This window comes from Enterococcus sp. 6D12_DIV0197 (assembly GCF_002174385.1).
Classification (GTDB): domain Bacteria; phylum Bacillota; class Bacilli; order Lactobacillales; family Enterococcaceae; genus Enterococcus_D; species Enterococcus_D casseliflavus.
Map to the genome: position 1 here is coordinate 823118 of NZ_NIBN01000001.1, position 18411 is coordinate 841528.

Annotated in this window: 12 protein-coding genes and 1 pseudogene; 10 read left to right on the forward strand and 3 right to left on the reverse strand. The window is 44.2% G+C overall.

Annotated elements, in window-relative coordinates:
- The first annotated feature begins 108 nt into the window (after nt 1-108).
- From A5867_RS03965 to A5867_RS04000, 8 genes and pseudogenes are all read left to right on the forward strand, one after another.
- The gene (locus A5867_RS03965) at nt 109-1638 is read left to right on the forward strand and encodes a sensor histidine kinase (RefSeq protein ID WP_005227617.1); all 1530 of its coding nucleotides are present in this window, start codon (nt 109-111) and stop codon (nt 1636-1638) included.
- A complete protein-coding gene (locus tag A5867_RS03970) occupies nt 1635-2318 on the forward strand; it encodes a response regulator (RefSeq protein ID WP_087626919.1) in 684 nt (227 codons plus the stop codon). Before A5867_RS03965 ends, A5867_RS03970 begins: the two co-directional genes overlap by 4 nt.
- A 111-nt stretch (nt 2319-2429) precedes the next feature.
- A pseudogene (locus A5867_RS03975) lies at nt 2430-2501 on the forward strand (hypothetical protein); the annotation flags it as partial.
- A 397-nt stretch (nt 2502-2898) separates the two neighbouring features.
- Nucleotides 2899-4353 (forward strand): helix-turn-helix domain containing protein, encoded by a 1455-nt coding sequence (locus tag A5867_RS03980; protein WP_087626920.1) that lies wholly within the window; start codon nt 2899-2901, stop codon nt 4351-4353.
- A 52-nt stretch (nt 4354-4405) separates the two neighbouring features.
- Nucleotides 4406-4756, forward strand: a complete 351-nt coding sequence (locus tag A5867_RS03985; RefSeq protein ID WP_249270010.1) for a cell wall protein — start codon at nt 4406-4408, stop codon at nt 4754-4756.
- Nucleotides 4757-4929: 173 nt separating this feature from the next.
- Nucleotides 4930-5709, forward strand: a complete 780-nt coding sequence (locus tag A5867_RS03990) for a WxL domain-containing protein (RefSeq protein ID WP_087626921.1) — start codon at nt 4930-4932, stop codon at nt 5707-5709.
- A gap of 226 nt (nt 5710-5935) precedes the next feature.
- Nucleotides 5936-6985: a DUF916 and DUF3324 domain-containing protein gene (locus tag A5867_RS03995; RefSeq protein WP_087626922.1), complete on the forward strand. Its 1050-nt coding sequence runs from the start codon at nt 5936-5938 to the stop codon at nt 6983-6985.
- A 20-nt stretch (nt 6986-7005) separates the two neighbouring features.
- Nucleotides 7006-11229, forward strand: a complete 4224-nt coding sequence (locus A5867_RS04000) for a WxL domain-containing protein (RefSeq protein ID WP_087626923.1) — start codon at nt 7006-7008, stop codon at nt 11227-11229.
- A 73-nt stretch (nt 11230-11302) separates the two neighbouring features.
- Here the strand turns inward: A5867_RS04000 and A5867_RS04005 are convergent, their stop codons facing one another.
- The 3 genes from A5867_RS04005 to A5867_RS04015 all read right to left on the reverse strand — a co-directional run bounded on the left by A5867_RS04005 (nt 11303) and on the right by A5867_RS04015 (nt 16519).
- The gene (locus tag A5867_RS04005; protein WP_087626924.1) at nt 11303-12802 is read right to left on the reverse strand and encodes a helix-turn-helix domain-containing protein; all 1500 of its coding nucleotides are present in this window, start codon (nt 12800-12802) and stop codon (nt 11303-11305) included.
- Between the two features lie 206 nt (nt 12803-13008).
- Entirely contained in the window at nt 13009-14793 is a 1785-nt protein-coding gene (locus A5867_RS04010; RefSeq protein WP_087626925.1) for an ABC transporter ATP-binding protein, read from the reverse strand.
- On the reverse strand, nt 14786-16519 hold the full coding sequence (locus A5867_RS04015) for an ABC transporter ATP-binding protein (RefSeq protein ID WP_087626926.1): 1734 nt from the start codon (nt 16517-16519) through the stop codon (nt 14786-14788). The genes A5867_RS04010 and A5867_RS04015 overlap by 8 nt, the downstream gene beginning before the upstream one ends.
- Nucleotides 16520-16625: 106 nt before the next feature.
- On the opposite strand from A5867_RS04015, the gene A5867_RS04020 reads away from it, so the two are divergent.
- Together A5867_RS04020 and A5867_RS04025 are read left to right on the forward strand one after the other, a co-directional pair.
- Nucleotides 16626-17429, forward strand: a complete 804-nt coding sequence (locus tag A5867_RS04020; protein ID WP_087628158.1) for a MerR family transcriptional regulator — start codon at nt 16626-16628, stop codon at nt 17427-17429.
- A gap of 99 nt (nt 17430-17528) precedes the next feature.
- Nucleotides 17529-18278: a hypothetical protein gene (locus A5867_RS04025; RefSeq protein ID WP_087626927.1), complete on the forward strand. Its 750-nt coding sequence runs from the start codon at nt 17529-17531 to the stop codon at nt 18276-18278.
- Nucleotides 18279-18411: the final 133 nt, after the last annotated feature.

Genomic DNA, 18411 nt, shown 5'->3' on the forward strand with positions numbered 1-18411 from the left:
TTTAACTAATTTAATTAAATGCAACTTAAAAAAAGACCTTCGGAAAAAGATTCCTATGTTAAAATGAGCGTGTAATGAACGCTTATTAGCAATTGAGGAGGAACGACTATGCGGGAGCGGCCAGTCCGGCTGTGGGTGCTGTTAGTAGGGATTTTTACCAGTACCTTATGTATCGTTCTAACATTATTTTATGTACTGATGATGATGGAACAAAAAGAGCAAATGCACCGAGATGAAGAAACGCTGCTGCTATCGATCGGCCGTCAGTTAGCGTCAGAAGCGGAGGTCAAGCAAGCACTGCGGGATGAGAAAGCCAGTCCCCAGTTGCAATCATATACCAATGAATTAGCAAAAAACTATGGGTTGGACTTTATTGTTTTGATGAACCAAGACGCTATTCGGATCACGCACCCAGATCCTGAAAAAATTGGTCAACCTTTTACTGGTGGCGATGAAACACCTGCCATTGAAGGCAAGGAGTCTCTCTCCATTGGCAACGGCACCTTAGGACAATCCTTACGGGGGTTCGTTCCAGTGAAAGAAGATGGAGAACAACTTGGCGTCGTGGCATTAGGGATTAAAATGACTTCACTGCAATCGTTGATCTTACTATCACAAAAAGGCTATCGGAAAGCATTGTTCATCAGTTTGCTATTAGGCGGGGGGATTGCATTATTCGTGGCATTTTATTTGAAACGCCAACTGCATAATTTGGAACCACAAGAAATCTCACGTTTGTTAGAAGAGCGCAATAGTATGCTGGAAGAAACCAAGGATGTTGTTTTTGTCTTAGACTTAGCCAAGAACATCTTGCTGGCAAATCGAGCCGCCACGGCATTGCCGCTTGCTACTGCATCAGAAGATGGCTTGGTTGGCCAATCCCTGCTAACGATCCTGCCTGCTTTGCAGCATGTTGATTTTGACAAGAAGCAAGAGCGGTTAGTACAGCAAGAAGGGCAGGACTATGTCTTTTCATCGGCGCCGATCATCGTGAGAAATCAGCAGATAGGGTATATTATTTTTCTAAGAAATGCGACAGAGTCCTTATTCATTGCGGATCAGTTGGCAAATACGACAGCCTATGCGACGGCACTGCAAAGTCAAGCCCACGAATTTATGAACAAGCTGCATGTCATCTATGGTTTGGTGGACTTAGAAGCCTATGAAGAGTTGACGATCTATTTAGATGATATTTTGAAACCAGAGAAAGAATTTGCTCATCGGCTAGCGATTCTCATTAAAAATCCCTTGCTGGCAGGTTTTTTGATTGGCGAGCGGCAAAAATTTTTAGAAAAGAAATGCCAGCTGTTGGTAGAAATTTTTCCAGAGATTCCCCAAGGAGCCGTTGCACATGAAACCAAAGTCTTATTAAACCTTTATCAATATATACATCATCTTTTGCTGCAAAAGCATTTGACCCAAGAGGTATTTATGAAAATCGAGTACCAAGAAAATCAACTGCAAACGAGTTGGCAGCTAGCGGAAGAAATGTTGACACCCACAGAACAAGTGACTTTACAGCGAGTTGGCTATTTTCAGCAATTGTTGCATGAAGTCAACGGGAAAATCATTTTTCAACAAGCCCAAGGTGTTTTGGAAGTGACGATCACGAATGATTATCGGAAGGAGCAGCTATGAAAGCCAATATTTTGATTGTTGAAGACGACCCGATGGTTCAATTTATTCATCGCAGCTATTTAGAACGTTTGGCGGTTTTTGAGCGAATTTTTTCGGTGGAAACAGTGGAAGAAGCGCAAGAAATGCTGCAAAAAGAAACCATTGAGCTGCTTTTGCTGGATATCCATTTGAAAGATGGCAATGGCTTGGAGCTGTTGCAAAAATTACGGGAACAACAACAGGCTGTGGATGTCATCATGATCACGGCTGCCGATGAAACACGATTGATCAGCCAAAGCCTGCATTTGGGGATGCTGGATTATTTGATCAAGCCGTTTTCCTTCGAACGATTTGCCCAAAGTATCCAAGTATTTCAGCAACGACGGGAAAGCCTCAAACATCCACGGATCGCTCAGCAGCAAATCGATCTGCTGCTGCAGGGAAACCAAAAAAGTCCGTGGATCGAACTGGAAAAAGGGTTGACAGAAGACACGCTTCAGCTGATCCAAGAAACGATTCGTACCATCAAACAGCCATTTACAGTCCAAGAATTGGCGCAAGCTTGTGCATTGTCCCATGTATCGGTACGAAAGTATGTCGCCCATTTAGAAAAGACCAAAGCCATTTGCAGCGAAAATGTGTATACAAAAATTGGGCGTCCATATAAACAGTATTTTTTGATCACTGACAAAGAAGAGTGAGCTTTGTTATCTTTATCCTTATCAGTGTTTTTGAAGCTAGCCAGTTCTCATGGTACTCGCCAAAAACAACGGTTCAAGTGATCTACCACTTGAAGGGGCGGTGAGCAACGGGCTGCATGGCTGGTGATTCTAGGCGCAATCATGGTAGGCGGTGTGTTTATAAGCGTACTGAAAAAGAAATAGGAGATTGTTCTAACTTAGAATTCTATATAGTCAGCTAGACAAGTGTCTAGCTGCTTTTTTGTGCTTCAATCAGTTGAAATCGGCGCTGTTACTAAAAAAGCTGTAGCTTATTTGTGAGTATAGCTAGAAATTGATAAAGGAGAAACAATAAACAAAAACGTAGCGGAACTATTTAAAATAACACTTAATATTTACCTTTGAGAGCCTGAAAAATAGATGAATATTGATAGAAAGTCAATATTTTTGCACCCTCGTGTGCAAATGCTGGATAAAAAATAGGTGGTAATTTTGTTAGAATCAAACAAGAAACATTGTAAAGATTCGAAGGCAGCGCTAAAGGAGGGACCTACGATTTGATAAATAATTTATAGGAAATTTGCTAAAGGAGATTAAGCCCGTGAACAGTCTTACATTCCAATTGGTAACGAACTCAGTGAATCGAAGAAGCCTGATACTATTGGCGTACATGGAAAACGAACAGATTTTGAGTGTCAAGCAGCTCTCAGAAAAAGCGAGTATTTCTCGGCGGACGATCTTAACGGACTTAAAAGCACTACGCACATTTTTTGGTGATACGATCTCTCTTGAAGGGACCCATCACGGGATGAAGTTGGTGATCAAGGATCATGGTGAGTACTATAAAAAACGACGCTCTTTCTATGAGCGAGAACCACTGATTTTATTAGTACAAGCTTTTTATGCAGGACAAACGTTTCCTTTTCTAGCTTGGATACGAGCCATGCATATTTCAGAATCAACGGCAAATCGACTCTTAAAAAAATTACAGCTGATTCTTGATGAATACGGTTTGGTGGTAACCAAAGCACCGATTGGGCTGATGGGAGAAGAAATCAATCAGCGAAAGTTCTTCTGGGATTTTTATTGCGAAACGCACTATTTTGAGTTGCCAGTTATTGATCATCAGCTCCAAGAAACGCTTTTAAAAAGAATTGAGCAAAACGTGGGGATCGTTTCAAGAAAAAAGCTCCTCAATATTATTCGTTTGTCATTTCAGCGTGCCACTTTTGGAACCTTGATCGTTGATCCTGAGGTCCTAGCAGTGATCCAGCAAGATCCGCTTTTTCTGACGATCAAGGAAACACTTCAAGAAAGTAGCAGTCTTCAACCCATCGCAAAAAAACGGCTCCTTCAGGAAGCGTGTTTTATTTACCTAATGCTCTATGCGCAGTGGGCGCTTCGGGGGAAAACGAGGATTCCCCTCAATACCTTTTCAAAAACGAGTAAGCGATTCGTTGAACTTTTTGTTGCTTTTTTTGAACAGCACAATTCTTACCTTGACGAACCTTGTGCAATTCAACAGGTCGTTGAAGATTTTTTAGTACGACAATATGCAAAAGTTGGTTTAGCACCTATCTACCTAAAAAATCCGGATAGTACGAATCAATTTGTGTTTTCTTTGCCTTTTGATCTGTATGAGCCTTTGATTAGGTTTATGGAAGTGAATGAGATTCCGCAATGTTTCAAAAATCAATTTTTGACGGACTTTTGTTGTTCCTTCGTTCTTTATCTTTTTGGCAATCAATTGATTCGGGTTTCGCAAAAAATCGTGGTGTTACTTGCCAATAATTATGTGATCGATGAATGGGTCTATAGTATCTTTGAACATCATTTTAGTGGTCGAATGGCTGTGCTCTATGAAGAGCAATTAACATCGGAACAGATCAACCAGCTTGACTGTGATATTTTGATCACCAATATCATCCCATTTGATTACTCCATAGAAAAGCAACCGCAGGTCTTTTTTTTGCCTAAATACATTGGGTATAAAGAAGCGATTAAAATGGTTGTCTCCATCCTAAATGAAGGATTGGAGGACTTCGTTTGTGTCTGAAGTATGTTTTTGGGAAGAGAAAAAGGAGTGAAAGGAAAATGAGGGGGAATACATGGCGCTTCGTAAATTGAGGTATTTTATTGTACCAATGTTGCTGTTAAGTTGTCTGCTAGTCGCTGATTTCGTAGAAGCCAAAGAAGTGTCCACCGCTAGAACAGAAGGGGTCATCCGTTTTGTTGGTGGCCAGGAACCTGAAAAGCCAGAGCCCAAACCGCCGACAGGGGAATGGCGAGCACCTGAAGAAGATTCGTCTGATAGCGCAAAAAATGATCGTTTTCCGCAAACGAACAGTCACCAACGACTACTTATTTGCTGGATAGGTCTGCTGCTCGTCATCTTGAGTGTGGTTGTTTACTTGAAACGATGCGCAGGACGATCCGCTAACGAGAAAAATGGCCTTTAGGCAATACGGTCGCGCGCTTGTTTTAGGATAAGGCAGTTGTGGATTTTGAAGAAAAGGAAAGATTAGTAAGTCATCTGGCAACCAATTCTAGCGAAAAAAGGTTTATGCATCGATCAATAGTAATCATCGTAGAGTCTTTCTACGAATAATAATAGTAAAAGGAGTAATTTTTTATGAAACGTATTTATTTAGCAACAATCAGTATCATGAGTATCGCTGTGTTATCTGGGGGAGTGACCGCAGCAGCAACACCCATCCTGCAAGGAAATACCGAAAATGAAGTAGACTTCATCCCTGGGAATGAGGAGGAGATCGATGTTGAATTACCTGAAAAAGAGCCAGAGGTAGAAATTGATCCGATCGATCCAGAGGTAACCGGTCCATTCACTTTGGTGCATGTGCCAAAGCGCTTCGATTTTGGGACCCAAGTGATCAGCACAGGCCCTGGAAAATCCGCCATGTTTGCGGAGCTAGAACGACTGTCTGATGGGTCAGGAACCGCGCCATATGTCTCTTTTGCTCAAGTATTGGATACCCGTGGTGGACACAACGGTTGGACGTTAAATGTCGATTTGGATCAATTTACAAGTACCGATGCCACTTTGAATCATAAATTACGTGGGGCTTATATCGAATTTCAAAATCCACAGATTCGTTCGAATGCATTAGATCCGGCTACTTTCCCAACGGCACCTAGCGATCAATTTAACCATCAAACTATCGACGTTGGGACGGAAGGCAACACCTTGATGTCTGCAGCTCCTGGCCAAGGGGCGGGTCTTTCAACGGTTCAATGGGGTGATCAAACCCTGCTAAATCAACAGCATGCAGCTGGGGAAGAGGATATTCTCAATGAAGCGATTTGGCTCCATATACCGACAGGAGCGAATCCGCAAGCAACCGTTTATACGGCTACTCTGACTTGGCATTTAAGTGCCACTCCTGGTAATTAAGGAATAAGTTTTTTGGAAGAACACAGCAAAGAAGCCGGTCTTTTAGCTTGGCTCAAAAGCACGAATAAGGGCACATGGATTTAACGGATCATTTTACCAGTAAACGCGAGAGCGAATGATCCGCGTGTTGCGATTAGGGAAAAACGAATCGGGAAAGTGAGCAAGGGATATAGGGAATAGGCAGGAGACGAGTCGTTCCTGCCTATTTTGAAAGGAATGATTCATTATGAAGACACAAAGCAAGAGATCAATCAAAAAGAGGCTAGTAGCTGGGTTTGTTTTACTGGTGATGGTACTCGTTGGATTGCCGATGACAGGTTGGGCAGAAACACAATCAGAATTGCCATTTCATGTGGTTCCTAATTTACCGGAAAGCCAATTGCCAGATGGGAATAGTGGCTATTTTGATCTAGAACTAGCGCCAGGGACCGATGATGTTCTAGGAGTGACGATTCAAAATCGCGCGGAAAAGGAAATCACGATCGAAATATCCGCGCATACGGCGTTCACTAACGGAAATGGCGTCGTGGAATATGGCAAAGATGCCGCAGAACCTGATCCGACTTTGCCTTATTCGATAGCTGATCTAATCGAATCACCTGGAGAGATCATTTTGTCAGCCAAGGAAAAAAAGACGATCGAGTTACCCATACATATGCCTGAAGAAGCCTTTGCTGGTAGTCTAGTCGGCGGTTTACGTATTCGAGAGGTCATCGCAGAAACGACTGGATCAGAGGAAGAAGGTGTTGCGATCCAAAATCGGTTTGCTTATATTCTAGGCGTCGTTGTCCGCAATGAAGCTTCTATTATTGAACCAGAGCTTGCGTTATTGGATGTGTTTGCCGGTCAAGTCAATTATCGCAATGCGTTTCGGGCAACGCTGCAAAATCCGTTGCCGCGTTTTGTCAATCGCCTAGAGGTAGAGGCAGCTGTTCGACGAGCGGATCAGGAAGACGTTTTATATGAGGCGCAGCGTGAAGGGATGCAAATGGCGCCAAATTCACACTTTCATTTTCCCGTTTCATTGCAGGGGGATCGTTTTTACAGCGGAGAATATGTAATGAGCCTAACCGCTCGAGCTGAAGGCGAGGAGTGGACCTGGGAATTTCCGTTTACTGTGGAAGCAGACACAGCACGACAGTTGAATCGTGAAGATGTCACCATTGAAGAGGAGCAAAACTGGTGGTTGATCAGCGCATTAGGACTAGTGATTTTCCTTCTTGGCATAATCATTTGGCTGTTATGGAAGAACAAAAAGCCGACCATGGATACGTAAGAAGTAAAGGAGAGCATGGAATGAAAAAGCAAAACTTGAAGTATTGGATTCGCTTGCTGCTTGTTTTTATGGGATTACGCGTGATGAGTGTCCCTCTCATCGTTGTTTTTGCTGAAACCGAGCCGCCTTACCTTGCACAAACGCTAACGGATGAGGGCGTTCTTGAGGAGTTTGCCGCAGAAACCTCTGAGCCTGAAGGGACGGTGCAGTTCAAAGAACCTAAATTTGCTGGTACGGTAGGTCAACCGCTTACGATCGAATTGGTCAGCGACCAAGCAGTGGCAGAAATCTTCCTAGAATTACCAGCAGAAGTCAAGCTGATGACTGATGTATTGGCGCCCGGACAAACAGCAGTAAAACAAAGCGATCAAGGCTGGCAGATCAAAGCAAGTCAAGCGCAGCAGACATTTTCTGTCTTGGTCGTTGCCGAACGTCCTGGAAGTTTTGTTGTAGCCAGTGTAGGGAATGAAGCGATCGTCGAAATAGCTGCCGCAGAGACAGAAAATGAGGAAACACCAAAAGACATGGAAAACGAGTCCCAAAAATCGCCAGAAAAGGACAATGATCCTGCTGAAAAAGCAGCAGACGACGAAAGTTTGCAGCAAGCGTCAGAAGAACAGGTGGCTAGTGCGATCGTACCAAGCTCCTTTGCTGGTGGCACAGCTTTTGTAGCGAACATGTCGGAGTTTATTAGTGCTTTACAAGATCCAGCCGTATCAATTCTTTCCTTACAAGCAGACCTTGTCCAATCTACCCTCAGCATAATGACCATCGATCGTCCGATAATGATTCAAGGAAATGGCCATACACTGACCTTCACTAACAATAGTGCCTATTTTCGATTATTAGCTGTTAATGAAGAAACGATTTTTCGTATTGAAAATCTCACGTACCAAAAAACAGGCAACACCGCTTTGATCCAGACCACCAATGCGTTGAGTCAAAACTGGGTCGTTGAACTAGAGGGAGTGGAAGAAGCCGCGGAGAATCGGTCGCCTTTTATTTTAGCACGGGAAGCGACGGTTCGTTTTACAGGCGGTATCAATCGCTTTGAAGCAATGACGATGGATTCCGATACTCTGTTCAATCTGAAGGAAGTAGAAGCGAGCAATCAAGCACAGGTGGTTATTAATAAGCCGAATATGTGGATTTTTTATACAGCACCAGATATTCAAGAGCCACGATTTTTGCTTGGCGAAGAGACCCAAATGACCATCACTACGCGACAAGGGGATGCGAATACGATCGACCTGCGTGGCGATAATGGTCAAATGACAATTAATCACGGTGCCTCTTTAATCATTCAAAGCCCTGGAACAGCTGTTGATGCGACGATTTTGAATAACAATGCCGTGATCCTATCTGGGAAAAATCCCCGATTTATTGTAGCAGAGAACTCGGTTTTTTCCATCGATGTTGCGTTAAGAAAACGCGGGCTTGTTCTGACTGGCGAGCAACCAGAATTGACGATCCAATCTGGTGCAAACGTAACGATAAACACAATGCATGCGAGCGCCATTCTCTTAAATGGATTCTTTCCTTCTGCTACGATCTCAGGAGATACAACGCAAGTGCGAGTGAAAAATGAGACGGCAACAGATGCCAATGCGATCGAACTATTAGGAGACGACAGCAATTTTTATCTGATTGATGGAGGTACGCTCATTGTAGAAAGTCAAGGAGTAGCGACGGACACTTCTGAAGAACAAAATATTGCACTACTCATGAAGGGCGCTGATCCAAGAATGATAGTGGGGGAAGCTGCCTTATTGCAAATTGAAACGACACAAAAAAGGCGCGGCATTTATCTGACTGGAGAGAATCCTGAGTTGACGGTCCAGAACGGGTCAAAAGTACGCTTGATAGCCGAAAATGCAAATGCTTTACGAGTCAACGGAAAAAATGCCGACGTCACCATTAGTGGCGAAGACACACATGTACGGATTTTCAGTGAGATTGCAGCGGCAGAAGGAGCAGCAGCTTTTGTTTTAACGACACCGTCGAATGCGGCAGAAGCTGGCGTTCTTACTTTGAGTCAATCAGCAATTTTAGAGGTTGAAAGCATCACTGCTAGTGCGATCAATATCACCAGTCTCAACTTTACCTTTGAAGTGCAAAGCAATGGACAACTAATAGCTAGCAGTCATGAGGCTGACGGTGACCATGCTGTGATTCGCTTTTTATACTTCGGTATGGTGACGTTTCATGTGACGGATGGTGGAATAGTAAATGTTCATAAAAAAGGGGGCAGCGCACCCTTGATCCGAATTCCTAGTGGAGGAAATTCTTTTGAGATCACCGAAGGCGGCATCGTTGATCTTTATAATCCAGGAAATGGCAACGCGCATGATGGGAATGTTGCTGGAGGAAACCAAGGGATTTTTTATGCGAGAGGTATCCATGATAACGGGACAGAGAATAATTTTTCAATCGTAGGTGTCGATAGTAAATTTATGTGTGTAGCAGATAGTGGTCCAGGGATCGACATGCACACCTACTTCAATTCAACAATTTACGTTGAACAAGGATATTTCCAAGTGGAAGGGCGGACCAGTACCCCGAATGGTGGGGTATTTCGTTCAGGCAAACTATCTGTCTTCTTGAATGATCCAGTCTTTTTTGATTTTCGTAACGATCGGCTTGATGGAGGAAACATCTTTAGTGTTTCTAATCTTTCAACATTAACGGCGACGAATAGTGACTTAGCTGTCTGGAAAAATGGGTCAAATCTTTTTGGAGATCCCGATCTAAATTTCCCAACCCTTGATTTTGCTTTTTCAGGCGCTGATTTTGGCCTGTTGGGTTTGACGAATAAGCCAGAGATATTGAATACGGAGACCTTTGGCAATCAGGGACTGACGGCATATTCTCGCGTAAGTTCAAACAATGCGCGTTGGGCGATCGTTGATGAGTTGCGGGTGCCGACGAATGCGGACAAAAAAATTCATGGGCGAGTCAGCTTGCCTGTTGGGTTTGACGGGACTCGACCAGCTTGGGACGATGAAGCGAAAGTGACCGTTGAAATTGAAACAGCAGATGGTCAGAAGGAAGAAGTTACTGCAAAAACCGTTGGACATACAGAAGACACACCGGGGATCAGTATCTATGGAGAAGAGGCGCAAGGAGGAATTTTTGAGATTCCTCTTGTGGCTCCCTTGGAAGCAGGAACCATCGTCCGAGTCATCGCCGTCGAATTAACCAGCGGCGAACTGACAGAAGGTGCCCAGCATCAAATACGAACCGAGCCCGTGCAGGTTTTCCCCATTTTGCCGCCAACGCCCGCAGCTTTTGCTTCCTACGTTCTTCTTGAAGAAACAAACGAGATCCATGGCCACACGGAAGACACAAAGGTTGAGCTAAGTGCTACCCATAATGGTATCTGGTTTGATACAGAGGCGGTGGTTATCGATGAAGAGGGAACGTTTACGATTGATGTAAGTGATCGGCAGTTAAAAGCGGGGGATGAGATCCAAGTCTTTCTGAAAGATTCTGCTGGTTCGGCAAAAGAAGCTGGAGTGATCAATCCGCCGTCAACGAATGACGAACAGGGCAATCAGAATCCAGCTTCAGAACTCGTTTTTCGGGATACTGTGTTTCCCGCTGCAACTACCCTGCGAATCGCCCAGACTGGCCCACTGCCGCCGGTTGATCCATTGGAACCAGATGTAGAGGTGAACCCAGAAAATCCACCGATCATTCCTGAAGACCAAGGATTACTTAGTCTTGATTTTGTTTCTCAGTTCCGATTTGGTCAAGCGCCGATCCGCAGTACCAAAGGAACGTATCACGCATTGCCTCAGCAAATGATTCCTACTGAAGGGGCAAGCGAAACTAAGGAACGTCCAAATTATGTACAGATAACGGATCAGCGTCAGGATACAGAAGAGACGAGTTGGCGTCTATCTGCGACTCTTAATTCACAGGGCTTTCGAAATGAAGACAATGAGCCCTTGATCGGTGCTCAAATCAGTTTAGCCAATCAACGGCTTATGACGACTTCAGAAAATTCCAATGCTAGTATGCCAGAGCTTTCAACGATGAAGGATAGGGTAACTTTGGCGCCAGGCGAAGCGCAGCCTCTACTAACTGGCGATAGTCAGAGTACGGGAACATGGGTCTATCGTTTTGGTGATCAAGAGACGGCAGCCACCAGTGTCACCTTAGAAGTACCTGCTGGTGCAAATCCCAAGTTGGGACGGTACCGTGCAACGATTGAATGGTCGTTAAGTAGTGTGCCAGAGTGAAGAACAAATACTACTCGTCCATAGAAACGAATGGAAAAGACGTGTGCGGCGTTCAAGTGCCGCACACGTCTTTTCAGTTATAGAAGGAGCTTTTTTCGGTGTTTTGCAACGCAAAATTATGGATGATTTTTGGGTTGATGATTTTCAAGAAATTGTTCCAATCATCTGCATCTGGGATCGATTTTATTAGGAGGCATTCAACATCCAGAATATACTCTTCCAAATACTCTGCGTAATTCGTCACGACTAGATCAATCTTGTTTCGTTCCACATAATCCAAAGAAAACTCACTGGAATCAGGGAATTGTAAAACATGATATCGACCAAAATATTTTACAGCAAAAGCATTGATGTGAAGGCAAATATGCGCATCCCCTTCTAAAAGAAAGGCGATCCGGCGTGGGTTGCCCCAGTATTTTTCTTTTAATCCTTCAAAGTACAAAGTGAAGCGGGCACTGATTGCTGGCAGAGCGGTCGCTTCAAAGAGAGGCTCTCTAAGAAGAAACCGTGTATTTTCCTCATACTCTTTAGGGTATTGTGTTTGTGCGTAATTGGAAATTTCTTCCATGCTTTGATTGTAGGTAGGGGATATCAGCTGCTTTATTTTTTCCGTAATAAAGAAAGAATGGAGAAAAACAAACTCTCGGGACTGATCATGATCGGAAATCTGCTGGAGCTGGCAAAAATTGGCAGTCAGTTCTTTTAGCTCAGGCCAATGGTCAAAGCGGGTAACAAATGATATTTCCCTGAGATAGTTGTTTATCCCACGGTTACTTGCTAGTAGAGCGAAAAGATAGACCAGCTCCTCTGACGGTAAAGACAAGGAAAAAGCGGTTTGGAGTCGTTGATTGAGGGGCTGGATTTCTTGGAAGAGTTCATCTGCCAAGACGATCTTTTTTAATTGTTCGGAGACAACGACAGTTTCTCCCGCTTGATGACGCTCAAGGATAATATACAACCAATAACTGATATACCAAAATGAAGCTGTATTATTGGTTTTGCCGCGTATATTGCGAAAAAAATCTAAGACGATATTTTGCACAGCAATGGTTGGACGTACCGTATGAGGCGTAGCGTCCGAATCATAATAAAAGGCATGGAAAAATTTACGAATATCCGCTTCTGATCCGATCAGACGGAAATTCTTATGATCAACAGATAACTGAAAGGGCTTCAGGGCTTTTTCAAAAAGTGTCAAATAGCGTAAAAGGGAACTCTCAGAAAGATAAAAATAGTCTGCCCATTCGGAAACTGTTCGATATTCTCCCTTAAACAGATGCTCAAGAATAACGAATAACGGTTCATTTTGAAGGAGCGCTCGTTTTCGTTCCAGATATTCCTTCGGTAGTAATTCGTGAAGAGAATAGCCATTCGACGTGGATTCGATCATGAGCGTACTTCCAAAGTAGCTCCGTAGCCCCTCCATATCATAAATGATCGTGCGCCGCGAACTCTGGACAGCTTTGGACAACTCACGATTCGAAAGGATCTTATGCCGTTCCAAAAGATTCAATAGTTTCAACCAACGAATGGTGGTCGTAGAAGTAATAAACGTCATCTGAAAATTTTTCATTTGCAACACTCCCATACGGTCTGTTTGATGGATCATCGCTCACGTCTGATTATGGAATATGAATACGGGCAAGGCAAGGGAAAGGTTTTTGGTACCTAACAAGTGTTTCTTGTATAGGAACACATGCGCTACTTGGGGATGAAAAGCAAATAACCGAAAGGGCCAACGATTCGTCTTAAACATCGTTGGCCCTTTCGGCTTTTTCATCAAGCTGTTGCAAACTGGCTGTTATATAGTTGGGCGTAAAGGGAATCTTGTGCCAGTAATTCTGTGTGGGAGCCTTTTTCGACGACGGAGCCGTCTTTCATCACTAGAATCAAGTCAGCGTTTTTGATGGTAGAAAGACGATGGGCGATGATAAAGCTGGTCCGTCCTTGGGTCAAACGATCCATCGCCGTTTGGATCATTTGTTCCGTCCGCGTGTCGACACTGGAGGTGGCTTCATCGAGGATCAGAATCGTTGGGTCTGCTAAAATCGCCCGAGCGATCGTCAATAATTGTTGTTGTCCTTGTGACAGTTCGCTTTCGGAACCAATGACGGTATCGTAACCGTTGGGCAGGGTCCGCACGAAGTGGTCGCATTGGGCGGCTTTGGCGGCAGCCAAGATGTCTTCCCGAGTGGCATCGGGATTGCCATAAGCGATATTTTCAGCGATGGTTCCTTGGAATAGCCACGTATCTTGCAGCACCATACCGAATTTTTTCCGTACTGCTGGTGCCGAAAAGGACATCATGTCTTGATCGTCCAGCAAGATCTTCCCACCATTCAATGGATAAAAGCGCATCAGAAGATTGATCATGGTGGTTTTTCCAGCACCTGTTGGTCCAACGATCGCGACCGTTTGTTTTGGTTTGACGGAAAATTCGACGTTTTCCATCAAGAGTTTTTCCTTGCTGTAGCCAAAGGAGACGTGTTGAAAATCGATTTTTCCTTTGATGGTTTGTGGAACTGGCAGTTGTTGGGTCGCAGTTTCTTCTTCAGGATAATCAAGGATCTCAAAAATTCGTTCGAGAGATGCTAAGGCACTTTGCAAGGTGTTCATAATATAAGAGGCTTGCGTGATCGGTTCAGACACTTGGTTGATGTATTGCAGATAGGCTTGTACGAGACCAATGGATAATTGCCCTTGCAACACCATCAGACCACCAACGACGGCGCTTAAGATAAAGCCGATTTGATTGATAAAGCGCACGAAAGGATTGATAGCAGCACTGACGAACTGTGCTTTTCGAAAGGCTTTAAATTGGGCTTCACTCAATTCCGCCATTTCCGCTTCAACGGCAACTTGTTGGTTGTAGGATTTGATCAGCGGATTTGCGGTATAAAACTCTTCCGCACGACTGCTGACAGCACCTAATGTTTCTTGGTTTTTGGTAAAGTAGCTCAAGTTTTTTCGTGCGAGAACGGTGGTCACAAAAGCACTCAAAAGCAAAATCAGGACTACACCGATCGTCAGTAATGGACTGAGATAAAGCATGGCGATCAAGCCGAAGGTAATGCTGATGGTTGCGGTGATCAATTGCATCAAACCAACTTGCAAGACTTCAGATACTTTATCTAAATCGAGAATCACTCGGCTTAAAATATCGCCAGTATGGTGTTTGTCGTAAAAACTGATAGGCAGGCGATTGAATTTGTCACTGATTTGTTTGCGTAAAGTCAAGGTCAGGGTTTCACTGACACTGGCCATCGTATACTCTTGCAGCAAGGAAAAGAGACTAATCAAAAGCCACGTTCCCGCTAAAAGGACGACTGGACCTAAAATACTTTGCCAAAAATCATTGATCTGCCAGCCTTCTTGTTGAAACAAGGCAATCAGGTTATCCAGTCCACGCCCCAAGATCAAAGGGGCGATGGACATTAGTAAGGAAAAGAACAAGGCGGAAGCGATAATCAGTAGAAAGCGGGCTTTTTGTTCCATCAGCAAACGCAGCAAACGTCGGCTTGTATGTTTCATGTTTTTTGGGGTATCCATTGGTTGTTTACTCATCCTTCATTCCTCCCATTCCTTGAGATGAGGCAAACTCTTGATAAGTTTGGCAATTGCGTAATAATTCTTCGTGGGTTCCTTTACCGACCATTTTGCCGTTATCCAAGACAATGATTTGATCGGCATTTTTGACGGTCGATACCCGCTGAGCCACGATAATGACGGCGACATCTTTCGTGTATTCTTTCAATGCACGCCGCAAATTGGCATCTGTTTGATAATCCAAAGCAGAAAAACTGTCGTCAAAGAAGTAGATTTCTGCTGGCTTTGTCAGCGCTCGGGCAATACTCAGTCGTTGCTTTTGACCGCCAGAGAAATTGCTGCCTTTTTGAGCAACCGGACTTTCATAACCTTCAGGCAAGCCTTCAATAAATGACTTGGCTTGAGCAACTTCAGCGGCTTTTGCCATCGCCTCATGGGTTGCTGGACGATTGCCGAAACGCAAGGTTTCTTGAATCGTGCCGCTAAGCAAGAGCGCTTTTTGCGGGACATAACTAATTTGGTCCCGTAATTCGGCTTGTGAGATCTCTTTGATGTTGCGGCCAAAAAGCGTGATCGAACCAGCAGTCACATCTTTGAAACGCAACAGCGCTTTGGCGATGGTGCTTTTGCCAGAGCCAGTTCCACCAACGATCGCTGTCGTTTTGCCTCGATGGATTTCAAAACTGATATCTTCTAAGACAGGTTCTTCGGCACCTTCATACGTAAACTGCACGTGATTGAAAGCTGCGATCGTTTCTGACACGGCGGTCTTGTTTAAGGTTTGGTCACCGTCGATCAAATCAATTGGTTCTTCCAAAACTTCTGTGATCCGTTGCAAGGAAGTCAAGCCTTTAGGCACCATCACGATCACCATCGCTGCCATAGTCAAAAACCAGAGACTCAGGATCGTGTATTCGATGATGGCAGTAATACTACCAATAGCAAGGTGGCCCTGCAGACTTTGATAGCCGCCGTAGACAAGGATAGTCGAAATCGAGAGTCCCATTACTAAATTGACGGTCGGATTCAAGACAGCAAAGAGGCGATTGACTTGGATCATGGTTTTCGCATATTCCGTCAGTGTTTGATCTGTCCGTTCTTTTTCGTAAGCAGCTTTGTCGAATGCTCGAATCACCCGAGCGCCAGTAAAGGTTTCTCGTAAGATCCGCATCATTTTATCGACTAGTTTTTGCGTGATTTGTGATAATGGGATCGCTTTGCGAATCACTCCATAAGCGATCATTGAAAAACATAGGATCGCTACGATTGGGACCCAAATCATCCGTAAAGAGACGGTGCCGGTTAGAAAAATTGAAGCAGCGACGATCATTGGGGCTGGCAAAATCATTTGCAGCGCCATCATCAAAATTTGTTGGATGTTGTTGATGTCGCTGGTGGTACGTGCCAGCAAAGTGGGCGTACCATAGCCATCAACGGCGGATACAGAGAGTTCTTGTGTTTTTTTGAAAAGGCGCATCCGCAAAAAATGCCCGAATTTTCCTGAAAGATGGGCAGATAAATAACTACCGCCTACAGAGACGATCACGGTGCCGATGGCAATGGCAAACATCCACCAGCCATTGTGCCAAATGGCTGTCGTGTCGACTTTCAAGATCCCTTCATCAATGATTTTTGCCAAAAAATACGGCAACAGGAGTGTGCCGAAGGATTGGACCAGCATCAAAAGAAATAAACTGAAAAAGAAGCGTCGTTCTTCTTTATAAAATAACTGTAATTGTTTCATGATTTCCCTCCAAAAATGTCGTTCTATGGTAGAATAAACTGTAACGTTACGTTACAGTCAAGCAAGGAGTGAAATTTTTTTGAAAAAACAATTGACCATCAGTGAGATGTCCGCTTATGCTGGCGTGAGTCGGCGCACATTGATTTATTACGATCAGATCGATTTATTCAAACCGCAATCGATTGGTGAAAACGGCTATCGCTACTACGGCTTTGAACAATGCCTTGAGTTAGACGTGATTTTGCTCTTGCGTTCTTTAGACATGCCCTTGCAAGACATTCGACAATTTTTGAAAAACCGCAACCCTGAATACACGCAAAAGGAACTTGTGGAACGGCGAGGAGAAGTTCGTGCCAAAATCGCTGCGCTGCAAGAATTGGAACGAACCTTCGATCGCTACATCCAGCGCTATGAAAAAGTACAGAAAGCCGATTTTGAGACCTTTACGATAGCTCACCACGAAGCAGAGGCGTTTATCGTTTCCGAAGAGATCGCTGGCGATGATCCAGAATCTGCTTATCAAGTGTACGCCCGTTTTTATCCGCTAGTGGATTATAAAGATGCCTTCAGTGGCTACCCCATCGGCTTTTTAAGTGCTGGAACGACATTAGAGGATCAGACCTTTCACGCATCGCCTTATCGGGCACTGATCTTGATTCCCCAAGATCGGCTGCATCTCTATCCTGAAAAGCTGATCATCACGCGTCCTACTGGCACGTATGTGTCTGGGTTTGTCAGTGAGGGAGAGGAGCAAATTGCTGCTTTTACCCATCGCATTCAAGCCTTTCTAAAAGAGAATCAGTTAAAGATCGATGGCGATGTTTGGGAATTGTTATGGCAAGATGAAGTCTTTACCGCCCAAAAAGAATTGCAGATATTTGAAGTGATGGTTCCAGTGAAGGCTGAGTAATGGACGAGGCACGCGTATCTGTAGGAACCGAAAATCAAGATACGCAATCGCAATGGTTGTTGCGGGCTTTTCAATGGAAGCAAAATAGAAGCAAAGGAGATGGATGAAGCCAGATCGTATCCCTACAAAGAGCCCTGGGAAGCGTTGAAATTCCCATTTTCCTTTTTTCTCGTTATACTTGAAAGAGCAGATGAGAAAAAAGGGGAAATTTTAATGAAAAAAGAAACAGGATTACGCTCGCTTTATGCGTTGATTGGTGTCGCCATTTTAGGATTCGGGGCGGCATTGCTGCGGGTCGGCGGAGTAGGGCTAGACCCATACACAGCTGCCAATATCGGTGTCGGCGAGCTACTAGGGTTATCCCTTGGGGTCTATCAATTGATGATCAATATCGCTGTCCTAGTATTGATTTTTATCTTTGGCCGTCGCCATATCGGTATCGGGACGGTCATCAATATGGTACTGACAGGATTTTTCATCGACTTTTATACCAACGTTTTTGATTGGTTATCCGTCGGTCCAAATAACTGGTGGCAGCAAGGCTTGTTCTTGTTGATCGGGATCATCTTCTTTACCTTCGGTGCTTCGTTTTATATGTCAGCGAATTTGGGCAGCGCCCCCTATGACGCGATCGCCCCAACCATCGTCGATCAGACGAAAGCCAACTATCGAGTGGTGCGGGTGATTCAAGACGTTGCCTTTGCCTTGATTGGGCTCTTCACAGGCGGGCCTATTGGAATCGGAACCTTCATCAGTGCCTTTTTAGTGGGCCCACTGATCAAATTCTGGGACAACCGTGTCTCTCAGCCATTCATCGAAAGCAGTGTCAAAAAAGCGATTTTTAAATAAAAAAGGTCTGCAGCAAAGAGAAGTCGAAGCGATTTAGTCGCCCACTTCACTCAGCTGCAGTTTTTTTGCCATTTGATCAAGGAATTCTTGCATAATTGCTTCTCAGTCGCTAGAATAAAAAAGCCGAGGAGGG

What these genes read in the sequence shown, in the direction of transcription:
- A5867_RS04015 (WP_087626926.1), bottom strand. Translation starts at nt 16,519, where the DNA reads ATGAAACAATTACAGTTATTTTATAAAGAAGAACGACGCTTCTTTTTC.
- A5867_RS03990 (WP_087626921.1), top strand. Translation starts at nt 4,930, where the DNA reads ATGAAACGTATTTATTTAGCAACAATCAGTATCATGAGTATCGCTGTG.
- A5867_RS03965 (WP_005227617.1), top strand. Translation starts at nt 109, where the DNA reads ATGCGGGAGCGGCCAGTCCGGCTGTGGGTGCTGTTAGTAGGGATTTTT.
- A5867_RS03995 (WP_087626922.1), top strand. Translation starts at nt 5,936, where the DNA reads ATGAAGACACAAAGCAAGAGATCAATCAAAAAGAGGCTAGTAGCTGGG.
- A5867_RS03985 (WP_249270010.1), top strand. Translation starts at nt 4,406, where the DNA reads ATGGCGCTTCGTAAATTGAGGTATTTTATTGTACCAATGTTGCTGTTA.
- A5867_RS04000 (WP_087626923.1), top strand. Translation starts at nt 7,006, where the DNA reads ATGAAAAAGCAAAACTTGAAGTATTGGATTCGCTTGCTGCTTGTTTTT.
- A5867_RS03970 (WP_087626919.1), top strand. Translation starts at nt 1,635, where the DNA reads ATGAAAGCCAATATTTTGATTGTTGAAGACGACCCGATGGTTCAATTT.
- A5867_RS04005 (WP_087626924.1), bottom strand. Translation starts at nt 12,802, where the DNA reads ATGAAAAATTTTCAGATGACGTTTATTACTTCTACGACCACCATTCGT.
- A5867_RS04020 (WP_087628158.1), top strand. Translation starts at nt 16,626, where the DNA reads ATGTCCGCTTATGCTGGCGTGAGTCGGCGCACATTGATTTATTACGAT.
- A5867_RS04025 (WP_087626927.1), top strand. Translation starts at nt 17,529, where the DNA reads ATGGATGAAGCCAGATCGTATCCCTACAAAGAGCCCTGGGAAGCGTTG.
- A5867_RS04010 (WP_087626925.1), bottom strand. Translation starts at nt 14,793, where the DNA reads ATGAGTAAACAACCAATGGATACCCCAAAAAACATGAAACATACAAGC.